The following is a 14,855-nucleotide window of genomic DNA, read 5'->3' on the forward strand; positions in this document are numbered from 1 at the left end:
AGAATCCGCCGTGATCGACACCCGCCCCATCACCCTCACGGACGCCCAATGGGATCTCGTCCTCACCACCGCCAACCTCGCCCCGAACTTCTCCGTCCAGGAGTTCGACGACGTCCAGGCGGTCCTTATCCGCGCCCACAACGCGCTCCGCCACGACCTGCCCGAAGACGACGAGCGCCGCATCGACGCCATCACCAACGTGTCCCTCTGGTGCGTCGCCGACTCCCGCAACGACGACTTCCTCCTCAGCGTGACCCTCGCCCCTGGCTGCACCCTCCAGTCCGACCTCATCGACCTGGTGGACCTCAAGGAGACCACCAGCACCACCACCGGCTGGGCCGCCATCCGCGCAGTCCTCACCCGGTTGATCACCGACCGCAACGCGATCTGCGAGGCGTTCGCGAACGTCGCCCTCGAATTCGATGGCCTGACCGGCTACGCCGAGCACCGTGGGGTCGATGCGGAAGACCTGTTCGAGGTCCTCCACGACACCGCCGCCGCGCATGCCAGCGACATGAACAACAGCGGCCTCGACTCCCAGATCCCGTACCTGATCGAGCAGAACGGGCGCAGGGCCACCCGCGACCTCATCGACGAACTCGCCGACAGCCACGCCGACGACGCAACCAACTGACAGCTCGCCCGGGGCGGCACCACCTGCCGCCCCGCCGCCCTTACCCCGGAGAACACCCCGTGACCATCACCGTCACCGGCCCGGCCGCGCTGCTCCACACCAGCGGAGCACGCTTCAAGGCCCTGACCCGCGCCGTCCTCGCCTTCGTCGCCGAACGCGAGGACGCCACCGCCCCGGCCCCCATCACGCATCTGCACATCGAGGCCGTCAACAACGAACTCCTGCTCATTGGCACTGACCGCAAAACTCTCGCCATCGTCCGGCAGCCGCTCACCGCCGCGTCTGCGAAATTCGCCGCCCGCGTTGCCGTGCCCGCCGATACGATCGCCTGCCATCTCGACGACATCGAGGACAAGACACGCGTCTCCCTCGCCATCGAACCGACAAAGATCACACTCGCCTACGCGCGCACCGAGGCCCACATCCCGGCCCACCCCAGCGAACTGCCCTGGCGCAGCGCAATCACCGACAGCCTGACGTCAGAAGACGTCCTCACCGACCGCCTCATGATCGACGCATCCCATCTGGCGAAGCTCGGACCCGCAAAGGCCCTCGCCAAGCCCCGCAAGCCGATGAACATCCACCTGCGTGGTGCCGAGCACCCCATCATCGCCACCGCAGGCGGCACGTTCCTCGCCCTCATCACGCCCCGACAGATCCCCGGCCACCCCGGCGCAACCCTGCCCGACCAGCCATTCGACTCCTGGCTCGGCCTCCTCGACCGATGCGCGGCCACCACATGGACTGGTTCGACCTGACCGACCAGGACCAGGTCTGGATCGACACAGACGGGAACCAGCACCAGATCGCCGACATGGACCCGGCGTACTGCCGCCGGGTCCTGGCCTGGCTCCACCACAACGCTGGCGACGTCGTCAACGAGACCGCCCGGGTCATCGACCGGGCGCCACTGCCCGACGTGGACACCGCCGCCTACGACCTCGTGGCCTTCTCCACCGAGACTGACGCCATGCGCGACAAGCCGCGCGCGTGGCTCGTCACCACCCCACTCATCACCGCCCTACGCATCCGCGCAGGGTGGCTCACGCCACATCGACAGGACATCCACCCATGACCGGCGCCCTGGCCGAACGGCCGACCACCCAGCAGGGCATCACACCCGCCTACGCCCGCGCCCTGTTCCTCCTGACACAAGGCCACGAGGCCAAGGACGCCGCCACCGCGACGGGCGTCACCCTCGGACGGCTCGTCTCCCTCGCCCGCCTCCAGGGGTGGACAATCCACCCCGCCAACCAGCGCACCACCGACCCCAGCCGCGAAGACTTCACACCCGTCCTCGCCCCCGAACTCCAGGCCCTTTCCGAAACCTGGACCGGCCGACCTCGCATCGCCAACGACGCTGACGAGCAGTACAACGCCAGCGAACTGCTCGCCGCCGCCGCCGACTGCGACCACCGTCACGTTCAAACCGCCCTCGACCGCGCCCGCAAAGCCCTCGACAAGCTCCACACCATCCACACGGAAGTGACCGAGCGGATACGCGCCGCCGCGCAACTCGAAGCCGCCAAGCAGGCCGCCGCCGAGCAGGTCGCCGAACTGGAGCAGAAACTCGCCGCCGCCCGCGAGAAGGCCAAGGCGCTCGGCACGAACACCATCCGCACCACATCCAATGACCGCGAGCGCGACCGCGCCATCCGCACCTGGGCCAAGGCCCGGGGCTTCGACATCAGCGAGCGCGGCCGCATCCCCGGCCACCTCCGAGACCGCTACGACGCCGCCCACCATCCCGCCGCCTGACCATAAAGGGAGCGGTGAAGCCGTGCAACGCCCACCACTGACTCGGCCACGAGCCGGGCGGCAACAGAGGAGCCAGCCGACAGAAAGCGCCCCGAGCACGCCCCGCCGCCCGCCAAGGGCTGCGGGGCGTTCCGCTGCGGCTGCGCGCGTCCCGAATCGGAGCCAGACGTTAACCCCATCCGCCCGGGATGCTCCCGCGCATGATCGCCCACACCGCACCCCCGAGCACTCCGCCCACGCTGGCCGACGCCGGCACACCCATCTACGACCAACTCCTCTCTGAGCACGCCGGCCTGTTCGACCGGGAGCCCTGGAGCGCGGTCAGGCACCGGGACCAAGCCGCGCAGCCCGACCAGACAGACATCGACACCGCTGTGATTCCGCGCATCACCGCGGCGAATCCGTGGTTCACCCCGCGGCTCCCCGCAGGCGCCGCCGCATGAACACCCACAACCTGGACGATGACGGCGTCGCCCTTCTCGCTGGCTGCGGCGCGCTCGTCGGCGCGCTCATCCGGAACCTCATCATCGCCGCCCTGCTCATCGCATCCATGGCCACCACCGGCGTGATGTCCGGCGTGCTGTGGAGCATCACCGCCGCCTTCATCGCCTTCTCCGCCGTCAGCGCAGCCAACCGCACCTACCGCGCTCGCCACCCCCGACCTGCGCCCACCCGCCTCGACGTCAACACCAGCCGCTAAGACGCCTCATGTTCACCGCACACCTCATCCAACCGCGGCACCTCCGCATGAGCGCGCGACACCCACACTAGGAGAAAGACGTGACCTACCCACGCCGCGGCCCCGGCCGGCCAACGAAGCTCACACCCGACCTGCAAGGCCGCCTCATCGCCCTGCTCGGCAACGGCTACTCGGCGGCCGAAGCTGCCCGCGAGGTCAACATCTCTCCGTCCACCATCTACCTCTGGCGTCGCCGCCACCCAGCCTTCAGCACCGCAGCGGACCGAGCCCGCACACAACAGCAGCCTGCCCCCGACCCCCATAAGCCATCCACACAAACCTCCGCACAGCCGACCACAGACGAGACCGGCCTGATCCGCGAGATCATCCGCCAGCATCCAGACGGTGTGATCGAAATCGAACGCCACTACGCAGCTACCGTGCCGGCCCCGGCACCCACCGCGTCTCAACCGGCCGCGGCCAAGCCGGTCGCCCACGCCAACGACCACCAGCAGATCCTCGCCAGCCTCCAACGCATTCACCCGCGCAGCGTCGCCAGGGTGCAACTCGACCACCTCACCGGCAGCCGAGACCGGACTCTGCAGGCCCTGCGCGCCCTGGAGACGCTCCACCTCGTCGAGCGGCAAATCCACAGCAACAACACCAGATGGCGCGCTACTGCGCGCTCCAGCCACTGAGAGGAGTCCACCAGTGACCTACCTCGACCCGCCCCAGCCAATCGACGAGATCCGCCTCCAAGCACTCAAGCTGTCCGCCGAGTACGTCGGCTCCCACGAGAGCACCGCCGACGACATCGTGGCCGGCGCTCGCGTCTTCGAGACCTACATCCTGGAGGGCAAATGACCGGTATCGGCGGGCGCCGGACACCCCTTACCGCCCTCGCGGGCCGGGCATCGAGGCCGGTACCTACCATCGACCAGATCACGGTCACCGTCACGGTGTCGGACGGCAGCACGATCACCCTCGACATCTCCAAGCCGCTCAACGCCGAACTCGACCACCGCCCCAAGCATGGCAACTGCGCCCACAACCACTACGTCGGCATGCCCACCCACTTCCCGTGCAGTTGCCAGGACGAGCAGGAATTCGTCCTGGCCGTGGACCTCAACCCGTGGCGTGACGACGGCGAACCCACATTCACGGTCACCACCACCCACGGCACAACTTCGGACTGAGGCAGGTCATGACCGAAGAAGGCAAGCAGCCCGGCGGCCGCCGAACCAAGCTCACCCCCGAGCTCCAAGAACGGCTGTGCGACCACGTCCGCGAAGGGCTCTATCTGGCCACCGCCTGCGCGCTCACCAACGTGGGCGAGTCCACCATCTACCGATGGCTGTCCGACGCCGCCAAGGAGGACGCTCCCCAGGAACTTCGCGACTTCGCCGAGGCGGTCGAGCAAGCGCGCGCCGAGGCCGAGGTCGCCGCGGTGAACGTCATCTTCCAGGACTTCAAGGGCGGAGTGCTGATCAAGCGGTCGGAGCGGCCAGACGGCAGCGTCGAGGAGCAGTGGACACCGCCGAATGGCAAGCTCGCCCTGGAGTACCTCGCCCGTACCAGGCGCGACCGATACCAGCCCGTCAAGGCTCTGGAGATCACCGGCAAGGATGGCGGACCCGTCGCCATGTCCCACGGCATAGATCTCACCGGCCTGGCAGACCGTGTTGCCCAAGCCGCCAGAGAAGCCCAGGCCGACGACGGGGGAGAGGTCATCCATTGACCACCAGAACGCATGCCCATCTCGCCATCGCCACGGCCATGGTCCCCCCGCCGTGACAGGTGCCGACCGGGTGATCGAGCACGCCCTCCGTCCGGGGGGACACCCCGAACGGATCCTGCGCGGCCATCATCGGCGCCCCCGATCACTCAGTGGCCGGCGGCGGCCCTCCTGCTCGGGGTACGGCGCCCACCACGGCTTCCGGCGCCCGAAGCGGATCGCGCCGGGTATCCGGGAACTGCCTGCGGGGGCCAGTTCCTAGCCACTGGCGCGGCGGCCACCGCCACGAAGGGCCGTTGCTTCATCAACGCGGAAAAGGCCCGCCAGCGTGGACGCTGGTGGGCCTTCGGCATGTCGGACGCTGGACGAGCGGAAACTCCACCGTGCCGAGCAGCGCGGTACTGGTGGCTATCCGATCCCGCCGCGCCTCTCCCAGGTCAGGCAGGGATAGCGGGATGCAACGGCGGAGTCGGAAGCAGCCGCGCTGGAACCGGCTCGGCGGGACCGGGGAACCAGCGCTGCGAGATCTGCGCCGTGCGATCGGCAGGGTCGCCATGCGCGAGCAGCACGTCCAGTTCCCACGCACCTTCCAAGTGGGGGGCGATCACGTCGAAGTAGGCGCGGGCCAGGTCCGGGCGCGGCTCGCTGGTCCAGATGAACACTCGGATGACCTGCTTGTCCTCGTCCATCTCGGCGATGCGGCCGGGGTCGAGGTCACCCATCGCCACCGGGGGGACGCGGTTCAGCGCGGGCTGGGGGATAGCACCGCGCCTTTGTGCGTCGAACAGGATGCGCATCAGGTCGATGTGGGTCAGCGTCATGAGGGAGTTCCTTCCGGTCAGGCAGTGGGCCCGCCCGCCGCTCGGGCGGGCCCAGAAGATTGGTTCAGGAGGTGAGGACCGTCGTGTGGCGGGTCCGAAGGGCTAGGTGATACGGAGCAGGTAGGGAAGGAGTTCGCGGATCTGGCCAACGGTGAGATCGTGGCTGCGGCCCTGCTCATCGATGCCGCACAGCAGGACAGGCCCGTAGTACGGCTTCCACACGCCGCCGTACCGGACGCTCAACTTGGTTGCGGGCATGTTGGCCTCCCGCAGGCCGTGCCCTCCCGCGTCGATCCACATGACTACCTGCGGGCGAAGGGAACGGCGCTCGGCGGCGAAGCAGTCGAGCAGGTCCAGCGTCAGGGGCAGGGTGTCGGCTGCGGGAAGGTTGACGTGCCGCATCTGGCCGTTCGGCAACAGCACGATCGACATACTCATGGATTCGGAACTCCTTACTGGAGCCTGAGCGGGGTTAGGCGCGTTCGCGCTGACGAAGGCCAGCGCGCCCGAACCCATCTGGATGGTTAGACGACGTCGAGCAGGTGCGTCAGAAGGGCACGGACCTGGTCAGTGGTGAGGTCGATGCTGTTGCCCTCGTCGTCCACGCTGCACAGGAGCGCGTTGCCGAAGTATGGCTGGTGGACGTAGCCATGCTGTTGAGCCAACGCGGTTGCGAAGGGGTTGACCGGCTGGGTGTAGATCCCTTCGTCGTCCAACCACATGTCCAGGCGCGAGGTAAGGCGGACGACGTCCACAGACCGGCACCCGATTTCGCGATACATGACGGGCAGGCTGTTCTCGGTCGCTGGCAGGCTGACTTCGCGGACCTCGCCCGTGGGGGACAGAACGATCGCGGTGCTCACAGGGGTGATTCCTTCCGATGGTGCTGGTGGGGCCCGCCCGCCGCTCGGGCGGACCCGGGGATGGACTGTCAGGCGGCGATCACAACGACCGAGCCGTCGAACAGGGCCTCAGCCAAGGCCAACGCCGGGTAGCGCTCGACGAACCTCTCGTCCGCCTTGTTCTGCACCCGCTGCTTGGCGGGCGTCTCCGGCGCATACACAGGCGTGAGCACGATCACGAGCGCGGGGTCGCGTCCCTCCTCGTGCGACTCCTCGGTCAGATGCGGATTCCTGAACCCGTCGTAGGCGGCGAGCTGTACGCGCTGCGAGTGGGTGAGGCTGACGAGGTAGGACCGGCAGAGTTCCCGCGCTTGGACGAACGAGTCCTCCACCTGAGTGAAGTCGTTGTGTATTGCGGTAATCCGGCCCATGTAGGCGAGCGCGTCCATGACGTTGGCGCGGACCTGGATCCATGCGGTGTGGTCGCCCGTGTATCGCTCGGCGATCTGGCGGGCCAGGGCCAGCGACTCCGTCACCCGCTGGGCGGACTCGCAGGAGTTGGCGGAGGCGAGCGGGGAGATCACCGTGATCGCCAGCCGCATGAGCCAGTTCAGGTGGGTCTGGTGGGATGACTCGCGGGTCTTGGCCATTGGGTGTTCCTTCCGGTTGCGGGAGCGCCGCTCGCCCCTGCCGACTCCTCAAACATTAGCAGGCTTCTTTAAAGTTGTCTATGGCGGCGATTCGATTTATCCTGCATAGACGTCGTTAAAGATAGCTGCTAGTGTTTGTTCTGTTCGACGGGAGCGAGCGGCGCTCCTGTAGGAATCACACCGGAAGGAAACGCATGCGTTTCAGGAGCCTCTTCGCTGTGCTGGCGGTCCTCCTCGGCACAGCCGTGGCCAGCCTCCTATTCCTCGTCGATGCCGCCCGTGCGAGCGTCGCCGAGACCGGACAGATCACCACCCCCACCTCGGGCACCGCCCTCACCACAGGCAAGCTGGTCACGGTCAAGGCGGTCATCACCAACGCCTGCACCGGAATCATCACCCTGCGAAACCCCGCAGGCGGAAAGACCAGCCTCGCCACGGAGTCGGGCAACCCGAACTGTCTCGGTGACCTTGCCCTCACCGGAACCTTCACCCCTGACACTCCCGGCGACTACACCCTCACGCTGATCGGGAGCGTGCCCATCAGCGAGGTCAGCGTCACCGCCGCCGCGCCCACCCCGGCCGCGACGCCAACGGATACCGAAACCATCACGGCCACCCCGACGCCCAGCGCGAGCGCCTCCACCGCCACCCCGACGCCCACCACCACCGTGACCAAGACGGTTACGCCGAAGCCCAGCGCCACCCCAACAAAGTCGGCCACGGCCAAGCCCCGCCCGACCATCACCACAACGAAGATCGTCCCCGGCGCTCCGATCACCACAGGCCAGCAGCCCACCGTGATCAACAACATCCCCGCCATGCTCGCCACCGACCCCCCCGGCACCGACCCCAACACGGTCACCTTCCCGACCGCAGCCGCCCCCGTCACCACCGTGACCGCCCAGCCTGACTACACGGCGGCATGGATCGCCTTCCAGAACATGTCCACTGCCAACAAGGACGACGGCAGCATCTGGGACGCCATCCTCCGCGTGATCGGAATCCTGGCCATCCTCGCCGGGATCTCCGTCGCCGCCTGGTTCGGCTTCAAGACCTACCGCAAGCGCGGCAACCACCACTGAGCCCAGACCTAAACCCGCCTGCCCCGACACCATCCAGCCGGGGCAGGCACCTCAAACCCCTGCGCCCAGTGGAGGACCCATGCGCACCCTCACCCGCCTCTTCGGGGACCTGATCTTCCCGCCCCGGTGCGACGACGAGCCCGCCTCGCCCCCCGCCTACTGCCGGACCTGTGACGCCCCCGCCGTGACCTTCGCCCCCGGCTTCGGCTGGGTTTGCGCCAATACCGGCCACTAGGAGCCATCCATGCACCCCGCCGCTGAACTCTGGCTCGCCAAGCTCGCCCTCAGCGCGGCCCACCGCAATGTCACTCGCTGGGGCCGCTGCCTCCGCATCGTGGTGCGCGTCCCCCTGGCCACCCCCATCGACCTCGCCCACGCGCTCGCCATTCGCGACGCCGAGACCCGCCCCTTCGTCGCCAAGGTCCTGGACCGCTACGAACGCGCCCACGGCGACCTCCTGGCCGCCCGCACCGACCTGGCCGACCTCACCCAATAGCTGATCATTGCGGGCCCGTACGAGCGGCGCACGGGCCACGCCCCCGGAAGGAACCCCAGACCTCATGCCCCGCACAGATATCCTGCACAGGCCGGACGACCCCACCAACAGCGACCGCGCCTCCAGCGGAGTGATCGCAGTGATGGCGTACGTCAACGACGCCTACATGCCCGGCAACCGCCGCCTCGCCCATGACGAAGACCTCGACCAAGCCTCCCGAGACGCGATCGGCGACATCCTCCACCGGCTCGAACGCGCCCGCGTCCACCCCGGCGTCATCCTTCGCCAGGCGTACGAGCGATACCGCGTCGAGGCCTGCGACGATGAGCCAGGCGACCGGCCATCCATCGCCTACGCGTACGGCTGCCAGCATTGCCACGCCGAGCGAGGCCAGCCCTGCTACTGGAATTGTGAATCGTGGGGGCTGTACGGCCACACCCGACTGACCGAGCCTGAGCAACTCGACGACGAGCCAACGCCCGTTTCGGCACCGGCCGGGCAGCCTGAGCGCTGCTACGAGTTCGGCCTCTCAGCCAGCGCCACAGCGAAGGTGTACGCCACCAACGCCGACATCGCGCAGGAGCGGCTCGACGCCATCAACGGCATCACAGTCACCATCCCGTGGGAGGACGGCGTCGTCCAATTCACAAGCCAAGCCATCAGCCGTGACCGCGAACTCCTCAACGTCACCCCGCCCGACCCCAATCTGAAGCCCGCCCCCGAGACCACCATCACCGAGATCCCCCTCTGACTCGTCCAGCCGGAGCCGCTCCCACACGGAGCGGCTCCCCGCACTCAGGAATCGACCAGTGAGCAACCTCCCCGTGACCAACTTCGAGCTCGACGCCAAGACGTTCATCAGCGGCGCGGTGACCGCCCGCCCCCGCAGCGAGGCCCGCGCCAAGCTGCGCGACGCCATCGAGAGCCTCAACCTGGCCAGCACCGACCCCGACGTCACCATCAAAGGGCTCACCATCGAAGGCGACATCGACGTCATCGACGAGACCCCCGCCGACGCACCGGCGGACAGCGGCGACCCTGGGCAGGGCGCGGCCGGCCCGCGCCTCCATGAAGGCCTCGACATCTTCCTGCCCCAACCCTGACCCAACCCCGGCGGAGCCATCGAGCGGCGTACGGCCCGCCCAGCACCACCCGAAGGAACACCACCCGTGATACAGCCCCACACGTTCTTCGCATCCGACGAGCTTGACGCGCTCGTCCACGTGGCCGCCGCGTTCGCCGCAGGTCATGACGCTGGAGACGTCACCGCAAGGCAGCGCGAACTCGCCGAGCTCGCCTGCCGAATGTTCCTCGACCCAGACCGCGAGGACTACCAGCTGCCGCCCGCCACCGACCCCGGCCTCAGCCGTGTCCTTGTCACCCTGGAGACGTCCGCGCACCTCTTCCGCACGGTTACCGTTGCCGTGGACGTCCCCTACGCCATCGCCGCCGACCCTGACGCCATCAGTGACCACCTCAACGAGGGCGGAGTCCGCTGGCTGGAGCTCGCCGAGCACTACCGTGCAGATGAAGATGAGGAAGTCACGGCCGTTCGGCTCGGAGCGTCGCCCGAGGCTGCCGCCCTGCACAATTACGCGCTCGACATCGAACTGGACGCGGTGGCCCGTATCAAGGCCCACACGCTGGAAGACGCCAAGCGGATCCTCGCCGAGACGCTGGAAGCCACCCCGCTCGGAGAGGTCGGCCTGGTCCGCATCACCGAGGCCACCATGAACCATCCCCCTCACGTCTTCGAGATCGACGGCCGCGATGTGGAGAGCACCCGCATGTACACCGTGACCGGACTGCTCCACCTCGACAAGTCGCCGTCCCCGCTGTACATCGCCGGAGTCGTCGAGGGCGAGCGTCCGACCTGCGACAGCGACAGCAACAGCGGCGAGTTCGGTGAGTACCAGCGCTACGCCGTGACCGTGGAAGCTCTCAACGCCGACGAAGCGGCCGCCACCGCCGAATCCCTCGCCCTCATCAAGGAAAAGGCCCCCGACTAGGACCTGCCAGACGCCGCCTGACCCTCCAGCCTGAGCGAGCGCCCCGCCGCTTCCGCACTAGGTCGTGGTGATCGTGCTGGCGGGCACGGTCTGGGTACGCCGCTGGATGCGCCCGCCGTACACCGGAATGTCGTGATGATCGACTAGGGTGAGGCGCTCGTATCCCTGCTCACCCCCTGGAACGGTGTTGTGCGTCGCCATCGGTTAGACATCCCCGCCATGCTCCTCGCCGGCGGATACGCGCTGGCGGTCGTGGCCGCCGCCGTGTTCGCGCTGGTAGGTGAGGACATCGGGCCCCTGTGGCGGCTGACGCTGTTCTACGAGCCGGAGACGGACGCCGAGCCGACGCTGTCGCAGATCCTGGCCGGCGTGGACTCCTCGGCGGTGTCGCCGAAGGTGCCCCTGCTGCTCGCGGCCGGCGGCCTGTGGGCCTGGGCGCTCTGGCAGAGCCTGCGGGGCCCGGTGAAGGGGGCGCGGCCGCCCGCGGAGCGCGGCGCGCGCCTGCTGCGGGTGGCGCTGTACGCGGCCGCGGCGTTCTGGATGGTCTATCTCGTGGCGCCCGAGTGGCCCTGGTGGGCGTCGGTGCTCGAACTGCTCGTGACGCTCGGGCTCGTCCTGGCCTTCCACCCCGTGCTGCGACCGGTCATGGGCGCGGCCTCGCTGGTGCTCTTCACAGGTGTCGCGGCCCACGTGGTCATGATCGCCGAAGAGGTGTTCTCCGCGCTCGGCTGGCGCGCGGCCCGGGGGACGCTCGACTTCAGCCTCTACGGCGGGGCGGCGCAGCTCCTCTGGACGATTCTGGTGATCCGGGCCCAGTCGCGCGACGGCCGCTGGCGGCGCGCGACCATCCGGTACGGCGCAGCCGCCCTGATCGTGCCGTTCGCCCTGATCCTCATCGGGATCCCGCTGATGGCCGTCCTCGACCTCGACGACGTGACCGGCGAGGTCATCGGCGGGGTCGCCGGCGCCCTGACGATGATCTGGCTGGTCAGGTCCGCCAACGATCTCGCCGACCCCGGCTGCCGGCCGGTCCCGGCGCCGGTCCGGCTGTACCCGCTCGCCATGACGGCACGCGCGGTCGTGGCCGCCCGGCTGGGGGCGTGCGCGCTGCCGCTGATCCCGGCGCTGGCCAACCTGGGCAACGGCCACGTGCTGTGGATCAGCCCGCACGTGCCGATCTGGCACCTGACCCGCCGGATGGGGGAGGTTCTGCCCGCGATCTGGTGGACCGCGGAGGCCGCCGCCGGGGTCGGCGGCGTGACCGTCCTGGTGCTGATCGCGGCGCACCGGGGGACGCGGCGCACGTTCCGGCTGGCGATGGGCGGCCTGTTCCTTCACGCCGCGGCCGGGTTCACCGTGGTCGTCGGGGTGGTCGCCCTTGTCTGGATGCGCGACGGCTCCCTCGACAACCGCACCGGCCTGAGCGGGGACATCTACGGCGACATCGCGTTCTACAGCCGTGGGACAGAGACGGCGCCCGTGTCCCCGCTCTGGTTCACCGCCGCCTGCCTCGTCTCGGCCGCCCTGCTGTGGTGGGCCCACACCATGCGCGCCGAGGCCTAGTTGGCGCTGGCTGCACGCTCGGGCCCAGACACAAGCCGGCCTCGCCCGCCACTCTCCCTCCCCAACCACCAGGACGTCGAGGACCTGGACCGTGGAAGTGGAGGCACCGGTGCAGACGATCACTTCGCCGAACAAGCATGAGGGCCGCGTCGCGGCGATCCGCGTCATCGTGGTGCACACCATGGAGACGGGCGAAAGCTCGAACGTCGCCGAGAACGTTGCCCAATACTTCGCCAAGCGCTCCACGAAGGCCTCCGCCCACTTGTGCGTGGACAACAACAGCGTCGTCCGCTGCGTCGCTGACAACGACACGGCGTGGGCCGCCCCCGGCTGCAACTCAGACGGACTCCAGATCGAACTCGCCGGGCGCGCCGGTCAGAACGACGCCCAATGGGCTGACGACTACAGCAGCGACCTGCTCAACCTGGCCGCCCGGGAAGTCGCCGCATGGTGCCGGAAGCACAACATCCCGGCCCGGCGGCTTACCCGCGCCCAGCTCAGGGCTGGCCAGCGCGGCATTGTCGGCCACCAGGATGTCAGCGCCGTGTACAAGCGGTCGGACCACTGGGATCCAGGCGGCAACTTCCCGTGGGACGACTTCGTCCGCAAGGTCCGCCGCTACAGCGACGGCGGCAGTCCAGCACAGCCGCCCAAGCCGCCCACCGGCCGGCCAACCGACTGGCCTGCCTTCCCCGGCCGGCACCTCACCTACCAGCCTGGCCAGCCGCTCATGAGCGGCGCGGACGTTACCACCTGGCAGAACCGCATGAAGGCCCTGAAGTACACGATCGTGGTGGACGGCCGCTACGGACCTATGAGCGCGGCCACGACCAAGGTCTTTCAGCGCGCCAAGGGCCTCGATCCAGACGGCATCGTCGGCCCGAACACCTGGCGCGCCGCCGCGTAAGCAGGGCGCCCGCGATATCGGCAGTGTGGGCGCCAACGCCCGACCGTCGTCCATGCGGGGTAAATCCAGCCCGGCCTTACCCCGCTCCAGTCGGTCGGCTGGCTCGCAAAGCCGCGGTGACCGTCCGGCAGGCCAGGTGAAGAGTCAGCCGGTCCACGTCCGCCAGCGACGCCCCAAGATGCCGTTCAACAGCCGCAATCCGCAGTGCCACTGTGTTGCGGTGGAGGTCTAGCCGCCGGGCCGTCTCCGTTGGCGATGAGCCGCAGGCCAAATACGCTTCCAGCGTCTCCAGGAGCGCGAGGCTGTCCGGCGCGGCCAGTACGGGCTCCAGCAGGGAACGCGCGTGCGCCTGAAATGACTCATCGCGGAACCACGCCAGCAACAGCCGTTCAGGGCCGAGTTCACTGATCGACTCAACCGAACCCGGTCCGTCGCTACCTGCGACCATGGCCGCCTGCTGCGCCTGGGCCAGGGTGCCAGCAATCGCCGCAGGTCCTGTCGCCGGTCGGCCTACTCCGCCCACCAGTGGCACATACGCCTGATGATCCACGTAAGTGGTGTTGAACCACTCCACTGCCGTCCTCAACCTGGCCGCAATCGCGGTCGTCTCCGGGTATGAGGGCCGCTCAGGGATTGTCACCCACGACGACCAGCCGTCTACCCGCTCGAACAGCGGCACGCCGAATCCATGTTCAGCCAGCGCGGACGTCAACTGCGGCGTCAGCTCCATGTAGGCCGCGGTGTCGTCAACCGGGGTCAGCCACGTGAGATGGACGCCAACGTGCCAGCCATCGAGCACGATGCCTGCCCGGCCAGCACGAGCGGCCACATGTCCCGGGATCTGGTTCGTCTGCTCCACCTGCAACAGCTCGGAGAGTAGCCCGGTCAGGCGTCCTCGCTCCCGCTCGGCCTGAAGCCGATCCCGCGCCACCCATGCAGCGACCGCAGGAGCTGCGACCTGAAGCACAGCACGGGCCGCCTCCTGCCACGCGGGCCCGCCGTTGGGGACCTCGGACAGAAGCCACAACTGGTGGTCGGTCCACGGCACTGGGCACGATGCCATCACGTGATCGGCGTACCTCTCTGACACCACGCTCGGGTGCCGAGTCGCCTCCTCTGGGGGCGTCCAACGCACCATCCCCGCCATGATCCGCCCATCGGCGGTCACCAGCGCCGCCGTCCCCTTCAACGCCTCGGTGATCACGCCAAGGATTCGGTCGATGGTGCCCGCCTTGGCCAACTTTGGCGCGACGGAGGCAACCGCCCGCGCGTACAGCGTGTCGGGATTCTGCACCAGACCAAGCACTCTGGCGGTCAACGCGTGCGCCGACCCTGGAACCGACTCAGGTCTGACGGCGACGACAGGTAGGGAGAACCGGTCAGCGAGCCGCACTGTGGACCGCGAGACCGCCTCAAGCCGACCGACGATCACGAGCAGGCGCCCACCGCGGCCATGGAGCCGCCGGGTGAACGCCTCCACTAGATGCTGGCTGCTGACGCCCTTCTGGTCGGCCACATCCATGATGGCCACCGAACTGGGCGGGACGCGGCTCAGGTCATGGCCGGTGTGGACGAGGGCCGCGTTCCGGACGACCTGGTCCAAGCCGGCACCGCCGCCCAGCAACTGGTGGCCAAGGAAGGCGTCGTCATTGAGGAGATCGCGGACTGTGATCACGGTC

At 68.5% G+C, this 14,855-nt stretch carries 24 protein-coding genes; 18 read left to right on the forward strand and 6 right to left on the reverse strand.

The features are described from left to right. The first annotated feature begins 10 nt into the window (after nt 1-10). From ACIBKY_RS03395 to ACIBKY_RS03440, 10 genes are all read left to right on the forward strand, one after another. Nucleotides 11-634, forward strand: a complete 624-nt coding sequence (locus tag ACIBKY_RS03395; protein WP_397094029.1) for a hypothetical protein — start codon at nt 11-13, stop codon at nt 632-634. Between the two features lie 59 nt (nt 635-693). Beyond that, nucleotides 694-1,392, forward strand: a complete 699-nt coding sequence (locus ACIBKY_RS03400; protein WP_397094031.1) for a hypothetical protein — start codon at nt 694-696, stop codon at nt 1,390-1,392. Then, nucleotides 1,359-1,709 (forward strand): hypothetical protein, encoded by a 351-nt coding sequence (locus tag ACIBKY_RS03405; protein ID WP_397094032.1) that lies wholly within the window; start codon nt 1,359-1,361, stop codon nt 1,707-1,709. Before ACIBKY_RS03400 ends, ACIBKY_RS03405 begins: the two co-directional genes overlap by 34 nt. Next, nucleotides 1,706-2,392, forward strand: coding sequence for a histone-like nucleoid-structuring protein Lsr2 (locus ACIBKY_RS03410; protein WP_397094034.1), 687 nt, complete (start codon nt 1,706-1,708; stop codon nt 2,390-2,392). Before ACIBKY_RS03405 ends, ACIBKY_RS03410 begins: the two co-directional genes overlap by 4 nt. 200 nt (nt 2,393-2,592) lie before the next feature. Continuing rightward, entirely contained in the window at nt 2,593-2,835 is a 243-nt protein-coding gene (locus ACIBKY_RS03415; RefSeq protein WP_397094036.1) for a hypothetical protein, read from the forward strand. Continuing rightward, a complete protein-coding gene (locus ACIBKY_RS03420; protein ID WP_397094037.1) occupies nt 2,832-3,092 on the forward strand; it encodes a hypothetical protein in 261 nt (86 codons plus the stop codon). Before ACIBKY_RS03415 ends, ACIBKY_RS03420 begins: the two co-directional genes overlap by 4 nt. 80 nt (nt 3,093-3,172) lie before the next feature. Next, nucleotides 3,173-3,769 (forward strand): helix-turn-helix domain-containing protein, encoded by a 597-nt coding sequence (locus tag ACIBKY_RS03425; RefSeq protein WP_397094039.1) that lies wholly within the window; start codon nt 3,173-3,175, stop codon nt 3,767-3,769. Between the two features lie 13 nt (nt 3,770-3,782). Further along, nucleotides 3,783-3,935 (forward strand): hypothetical protein, encoded by a 153-nt coding sequence (locus ACIBKY_RS03430; protein ID WP_397094040.1) that lies wholly within the window; start codon nt 3,783-3,785, stop codon nt 3,933-3,935. Next, nucleotides 3,932-4,267 carry a hypothetical protein gene (locus tag ACIBKY_RS03435; RefSeq protein WP_397094041.1) on the forward strand — a complete coding sequence of 112 codons (336 nt, stop codon included), beginning with the start codon at nt 3,932-3,934 and terminating at the stop codon, nt 4,265-4,267. Before ACIBKY_RS03430 ends, ACIBKY_RS03435 begins: the two co-directional genes overlap by 4 nt. 8 nt (nt 4,268-4,275) lie before the next feature. Further along, a complete protein-coding gene (locus ACIBKY_RS03440) occupies nt 4,276-4,809 on the forward strand; it encodes a hypothetical protein (protein ID WP_397094042.1) in 534 nt (177 codons plus the stop codon). 434 nt (nt 4,810-5,243) lie between these two features. Here ACIBKY_RS03440 and ACIBKY_RS03445 read toward each other — a convergent pair whose 3' ends face one another. From ACIBKY_RS03445 to ACIBKY_RS03460, 4 genes are all read right to left on the reverse strand, one after another. Continuing rightward, on the reverse strand, nt 5,244-5,627 hold the full coding sequence (locus tag ACIBKY_RS03445; RefSeq protein WP_397094044.1) for a hypothetical protein: 384 nt from the start codon (nt 5,625-5,627) through the stop codon (nt 5,244-5,246). 102 nt (nt 5,628-5,729) lie between these two features. Next, nucleotides 5,730-6,065 carry a hypothetical protein gene (locus ACIBKY_RS03450; RefSeq protein WP_397094046.1) on the reverse strand — a complete coding sequence of 112 codons (336 nt, stop codon included), beginning with the start codon at nt 6,063-6,065 and terminating at the stop codon, nt 5,730-5,732. Between the two features lie 86 nt (nt 6,066-6,151). Continuing rightward, entirely contained in the window at nt 6,152-6,490 is a 339-nt protein-coding gene (locus tag ACIBKY_RS03455) for a DUF3846 domain-containing protein (RefSeq protein WP_397094048.1), read from the reverse strand. 68 nt (nt 6,491-6,558) lie between these two features. After that, nucleotides 6,559-7,119 carry a hypothetical protein gene (locus ACIBKY_RS03460; protein WP_397094050.1) on the reverse strand — a complete coding sequence of 187 codons (561 nt, stop codon included), beginning with the start codon at nt 7,117-7,119 and terminating at the stop codon, nt 6,559-6,561. A gap of 194 nt (nt 7,120-7,313) precedes the next feature. Here ACIBKY_RS03460 and ACIBKY_RS03465 point away from each other — a divergent pair, with 194 nt between their 5' ends. The 6 genes from ACIBKY_RS03465 to ACIBKY_RS03490 all read left to right on the forward strand — a co-directional run bounded on the left by ACIBKY_RS03465 (nt 7,314) and on the right by ACIBKY_RS03490 (nt 10,706). Continuing rightward, nucleotides 7,314-8,201: a hypothetical protein gene (locus tag ACIBKY_RS03465; protein WP_397094052.1), complete on the forward strand. Its 888-nt coding sequence runs from the start codon at nt 7,314-7,316 to the stop codon at nt 8,199-8,201. 79 nt (nt 8,202-8,280) lie between these two features. Beyond that, nucleotides 8,281-8,436 (forward strand): hypothetical protein, encoded by a 156-nt coding sequence (locus ACIBKY_RS03470; RefSeq protein WP_397094054.1) that lies wholly within the window; start codon nt 8,281-8,283, stop codon nt 8,434-8,436. Between the two features lie 9 nt (nt 8,437-8,445). Beyond that, nucleotides 8,446-8,697 carry a hypothetical protein gene (locus ACIBKY_RS03475; RefSeq protein ID WP_397094056.1) on the forward strand — a complete coding sequence of 84 codons (252 nt, stop codon included), beginning with the start codon at nt 8,446-8,448 and terminating at the stop codon, nt 8,695-8,697. A 142-nt stretch (nt 8,698-8,839) separates the two neighbouring features. After that, entirely contained in the window at nt 8,840-9,448 is a 609-nt protein-coding gene (locus ACIBKY_RS03480) for a hypothetical protein (protein ID WP_397094058.1), read from the forward strand. Between the two features lie 58 nt (nt 9,449-9,506). Beyond that, a complete protein-coding gene (locus tag ACIBKY_RS03485) occupies nt 9,507-9,800 on the forward strand; it encodes a hypothetical protein (RefSeq protein WP_397094060.1) in 294 nt (97 codons plus the stop codon). A 66-nt stretch (nt 9,801-9,866) separates the two neighbouring features. Continuing rightward, a complete protein-coding gene (locus ACIBKY_RS03490) occupies nt 9,867-10,706 on the forward strand; it encodes a hypothetical protein (RefSeq protein ID WP_397094061.1) in 840 nt (279 codons plus the stop codon). Between the two features lie 57 nt (nt 10,707-10,763). On the opposite strand, the gene ACIBKY_RS03495 is transcribed toward ACIBKY_RS03490, so the two are convergent. After that, nucleotides 10,764-10,907 carry a hypothetical protein gene (locus tag ACIBKY_RS03495; protein WP_397094063.1) on the reverse strand — a complete coding sequence of 48 codons (144 nt, stop codon included), beginning with the start codon at nt 10,905-10,907 and terminating at the stop codon, nt 10,764-10,766. A gap of 18 nt (nt 10,908-10,925) precedes the next feature. Between ACIBKY_RS03495 and ACIBKY_RS03500 the strand changes: the two genes are divergently transcribed. Together ACIBKY_RS03500 and ACIBKY_RS03505 are read left to right on the forward strand one after the other, a co-directional pair. Beyond that, entirely contained in the window at nt 10,926-12,269 is a 1,344-nt protein-coding gene (locus ACIBKY_RS03500; protein WP_397094065.1) for a hypothetical protein, read from the forward strand. A gap of 91 nt (nt 12,270-12,360) precedes the next feature. After that, complete coding sequence (locus ACIBKY_RS03505; protein WP_397094067.1) at nt 12,361-13,176, forward strand: N-acetylmuramoyl-L-alanine amidase; 816 nt, start codon at nt 12,361-12,363, stop codon at nt 13,174-13,176. Between the two features lie 76 nt (nt 13,177-13,252). On the opposite strand, the gene ACIBKY_RS03510 is transcribed toward ACIBKY_RS03505, so the two are convergent. Then, nucleotides 13,253-14,851 carry a helix-turn-helix domain-containing protein gene (locus ACIBKY_RS03510; RefSeq protein ID WP_397094069.1) on the reverse strand — a complete coding sequence of 533 codons (1,599 nt, stop codon included), beginning with the start codon at nt 14,849-14,851 and terminating at the stop codon, nt 13,253-13,255. Between the last annotated feature and the right edge of the window lie 4 nt (nt 14,852-14,855).

Origin of the sequence: Nonomuraea sp. NPDC050394 (assembly GCF_044459065.1) — a bacterium.
GTDB lineage: Bacteria > Actinomycetota > Actinomycetes > Streptosporangiales > Streptosporangiaceae > Nonomuraea.

Excerpts from the sequence above, each read along its gene's own strand:
- ACIBKY_RS03405 (WP_397094032.1), top strand. The coding sequence starts at position 1,359 with ATGCGCGGCCACCACATGGACTGGTTCGACCTGACCGACCAGGACCAG.
- ACIBKY_RS03410 (WP_397094034.1), top strand. The coding sequence starts at position 1,706 with ATGACCGGCGCCCTGGCCGAACGGCCGACCACCCAGCAGGGCATCACA.
- ACIBKY_RS03415 (WP_397094036.1), top strand. The coding sequence starts at position 2,593 with ATGATCGCCCACACCGCACCCCCGAGCACTCCGCCCACGCTGGCCGAC.
- ACIBKY_RS03420 (WP_397094037.1), top strand. The coding sequence starts at position 2,832 with ATGAACACCCACAACCTGGACGATGACGGCGTCGCCCTTCTCGCTGGC.
- ACIBKY_RS03435 (WP_397094041.1), top strand. The coding sequence starts at position 3,932 with ATGACCGGTATCGGCGGGCGCCGGACACCCCTTACCGCCCTCGCGGGC.
- ACIBKY_RS03440 (WP_397094042.1), top strand. The coding sequence starts at position 4,276 with ATGACCGAAGAAGGCAAGCAGCCCGGCGGCCGCCGAACCAAGCTCACC.
- ACIBKY_RS03445 (WP_397094044.1), bottom strand. The coding sequence starts at position 5,627 with ATGACGCTGACCCACATCGACCTGATGCGCATCCTGTTCGACGCACAA.
- ACIBKY_RS03450 (WP_397094046.1), bottom strand. The coding sequence starts at position 6,065 with ATGAGTATGTCGATCGTGCTGTTGCCGAACGGCCAGATGCGGCACGTC.
- ACIBKY_RS03460 (WP_397094050.1), bottom strand. The coding sequence starts at position 7,119 with ATGGCCAAGACCCGCGAGTCATCCCACCAGACCCACCTGAACTGGCTC.
- ACIBKY_RS03465 (WP_397094052.1), top strand. The coding sequence starts at position 7,314 with ATGCGTTTCAGGAGCCTCTTCGCTGTGCTGGCGGTCCTCCTCGGCACA.
- ACIBKY_RS03470 (WP_397094054.1), top strand. The coding sequence starts at position 8,281 with ATGCGCACCCTCACCCGCCTCTTCGGGGACCTGATCTTCCCGCCCCGG.
- ACIBKY_RS03475 (WP_397094056.1), top strand. The coding sequence starts at position 8,446 with ATGCACCCCGCCGCTGAACTCTGGCTCGCCAAGCTCGCCCTCAGCGCG.
- ACIBKY_RS03480 (WP_397094058.1), top strand. The coding sequence starts at position 8,840 with ATGGCGTACGTCAACGACGCCTACATGCCCGGCAACCGCCGCCTCGCC.
- ACIBKY_RS03495 (WP_397094063.1), bottom strand. The coding sequence starts at position 10,907 with ATGGCGACGCACAACACCGTTCCAGGGGGTGAGCAGGGATACGAGCGC.
- ACIBKY_RS03500 (WP_397094065.1), top strand. The coding sequence starts at position 10,926 with ATGCTCCTCGCCGGCGGATACGCGCTGGCGGTCGTGGCCGCCGCCGTG.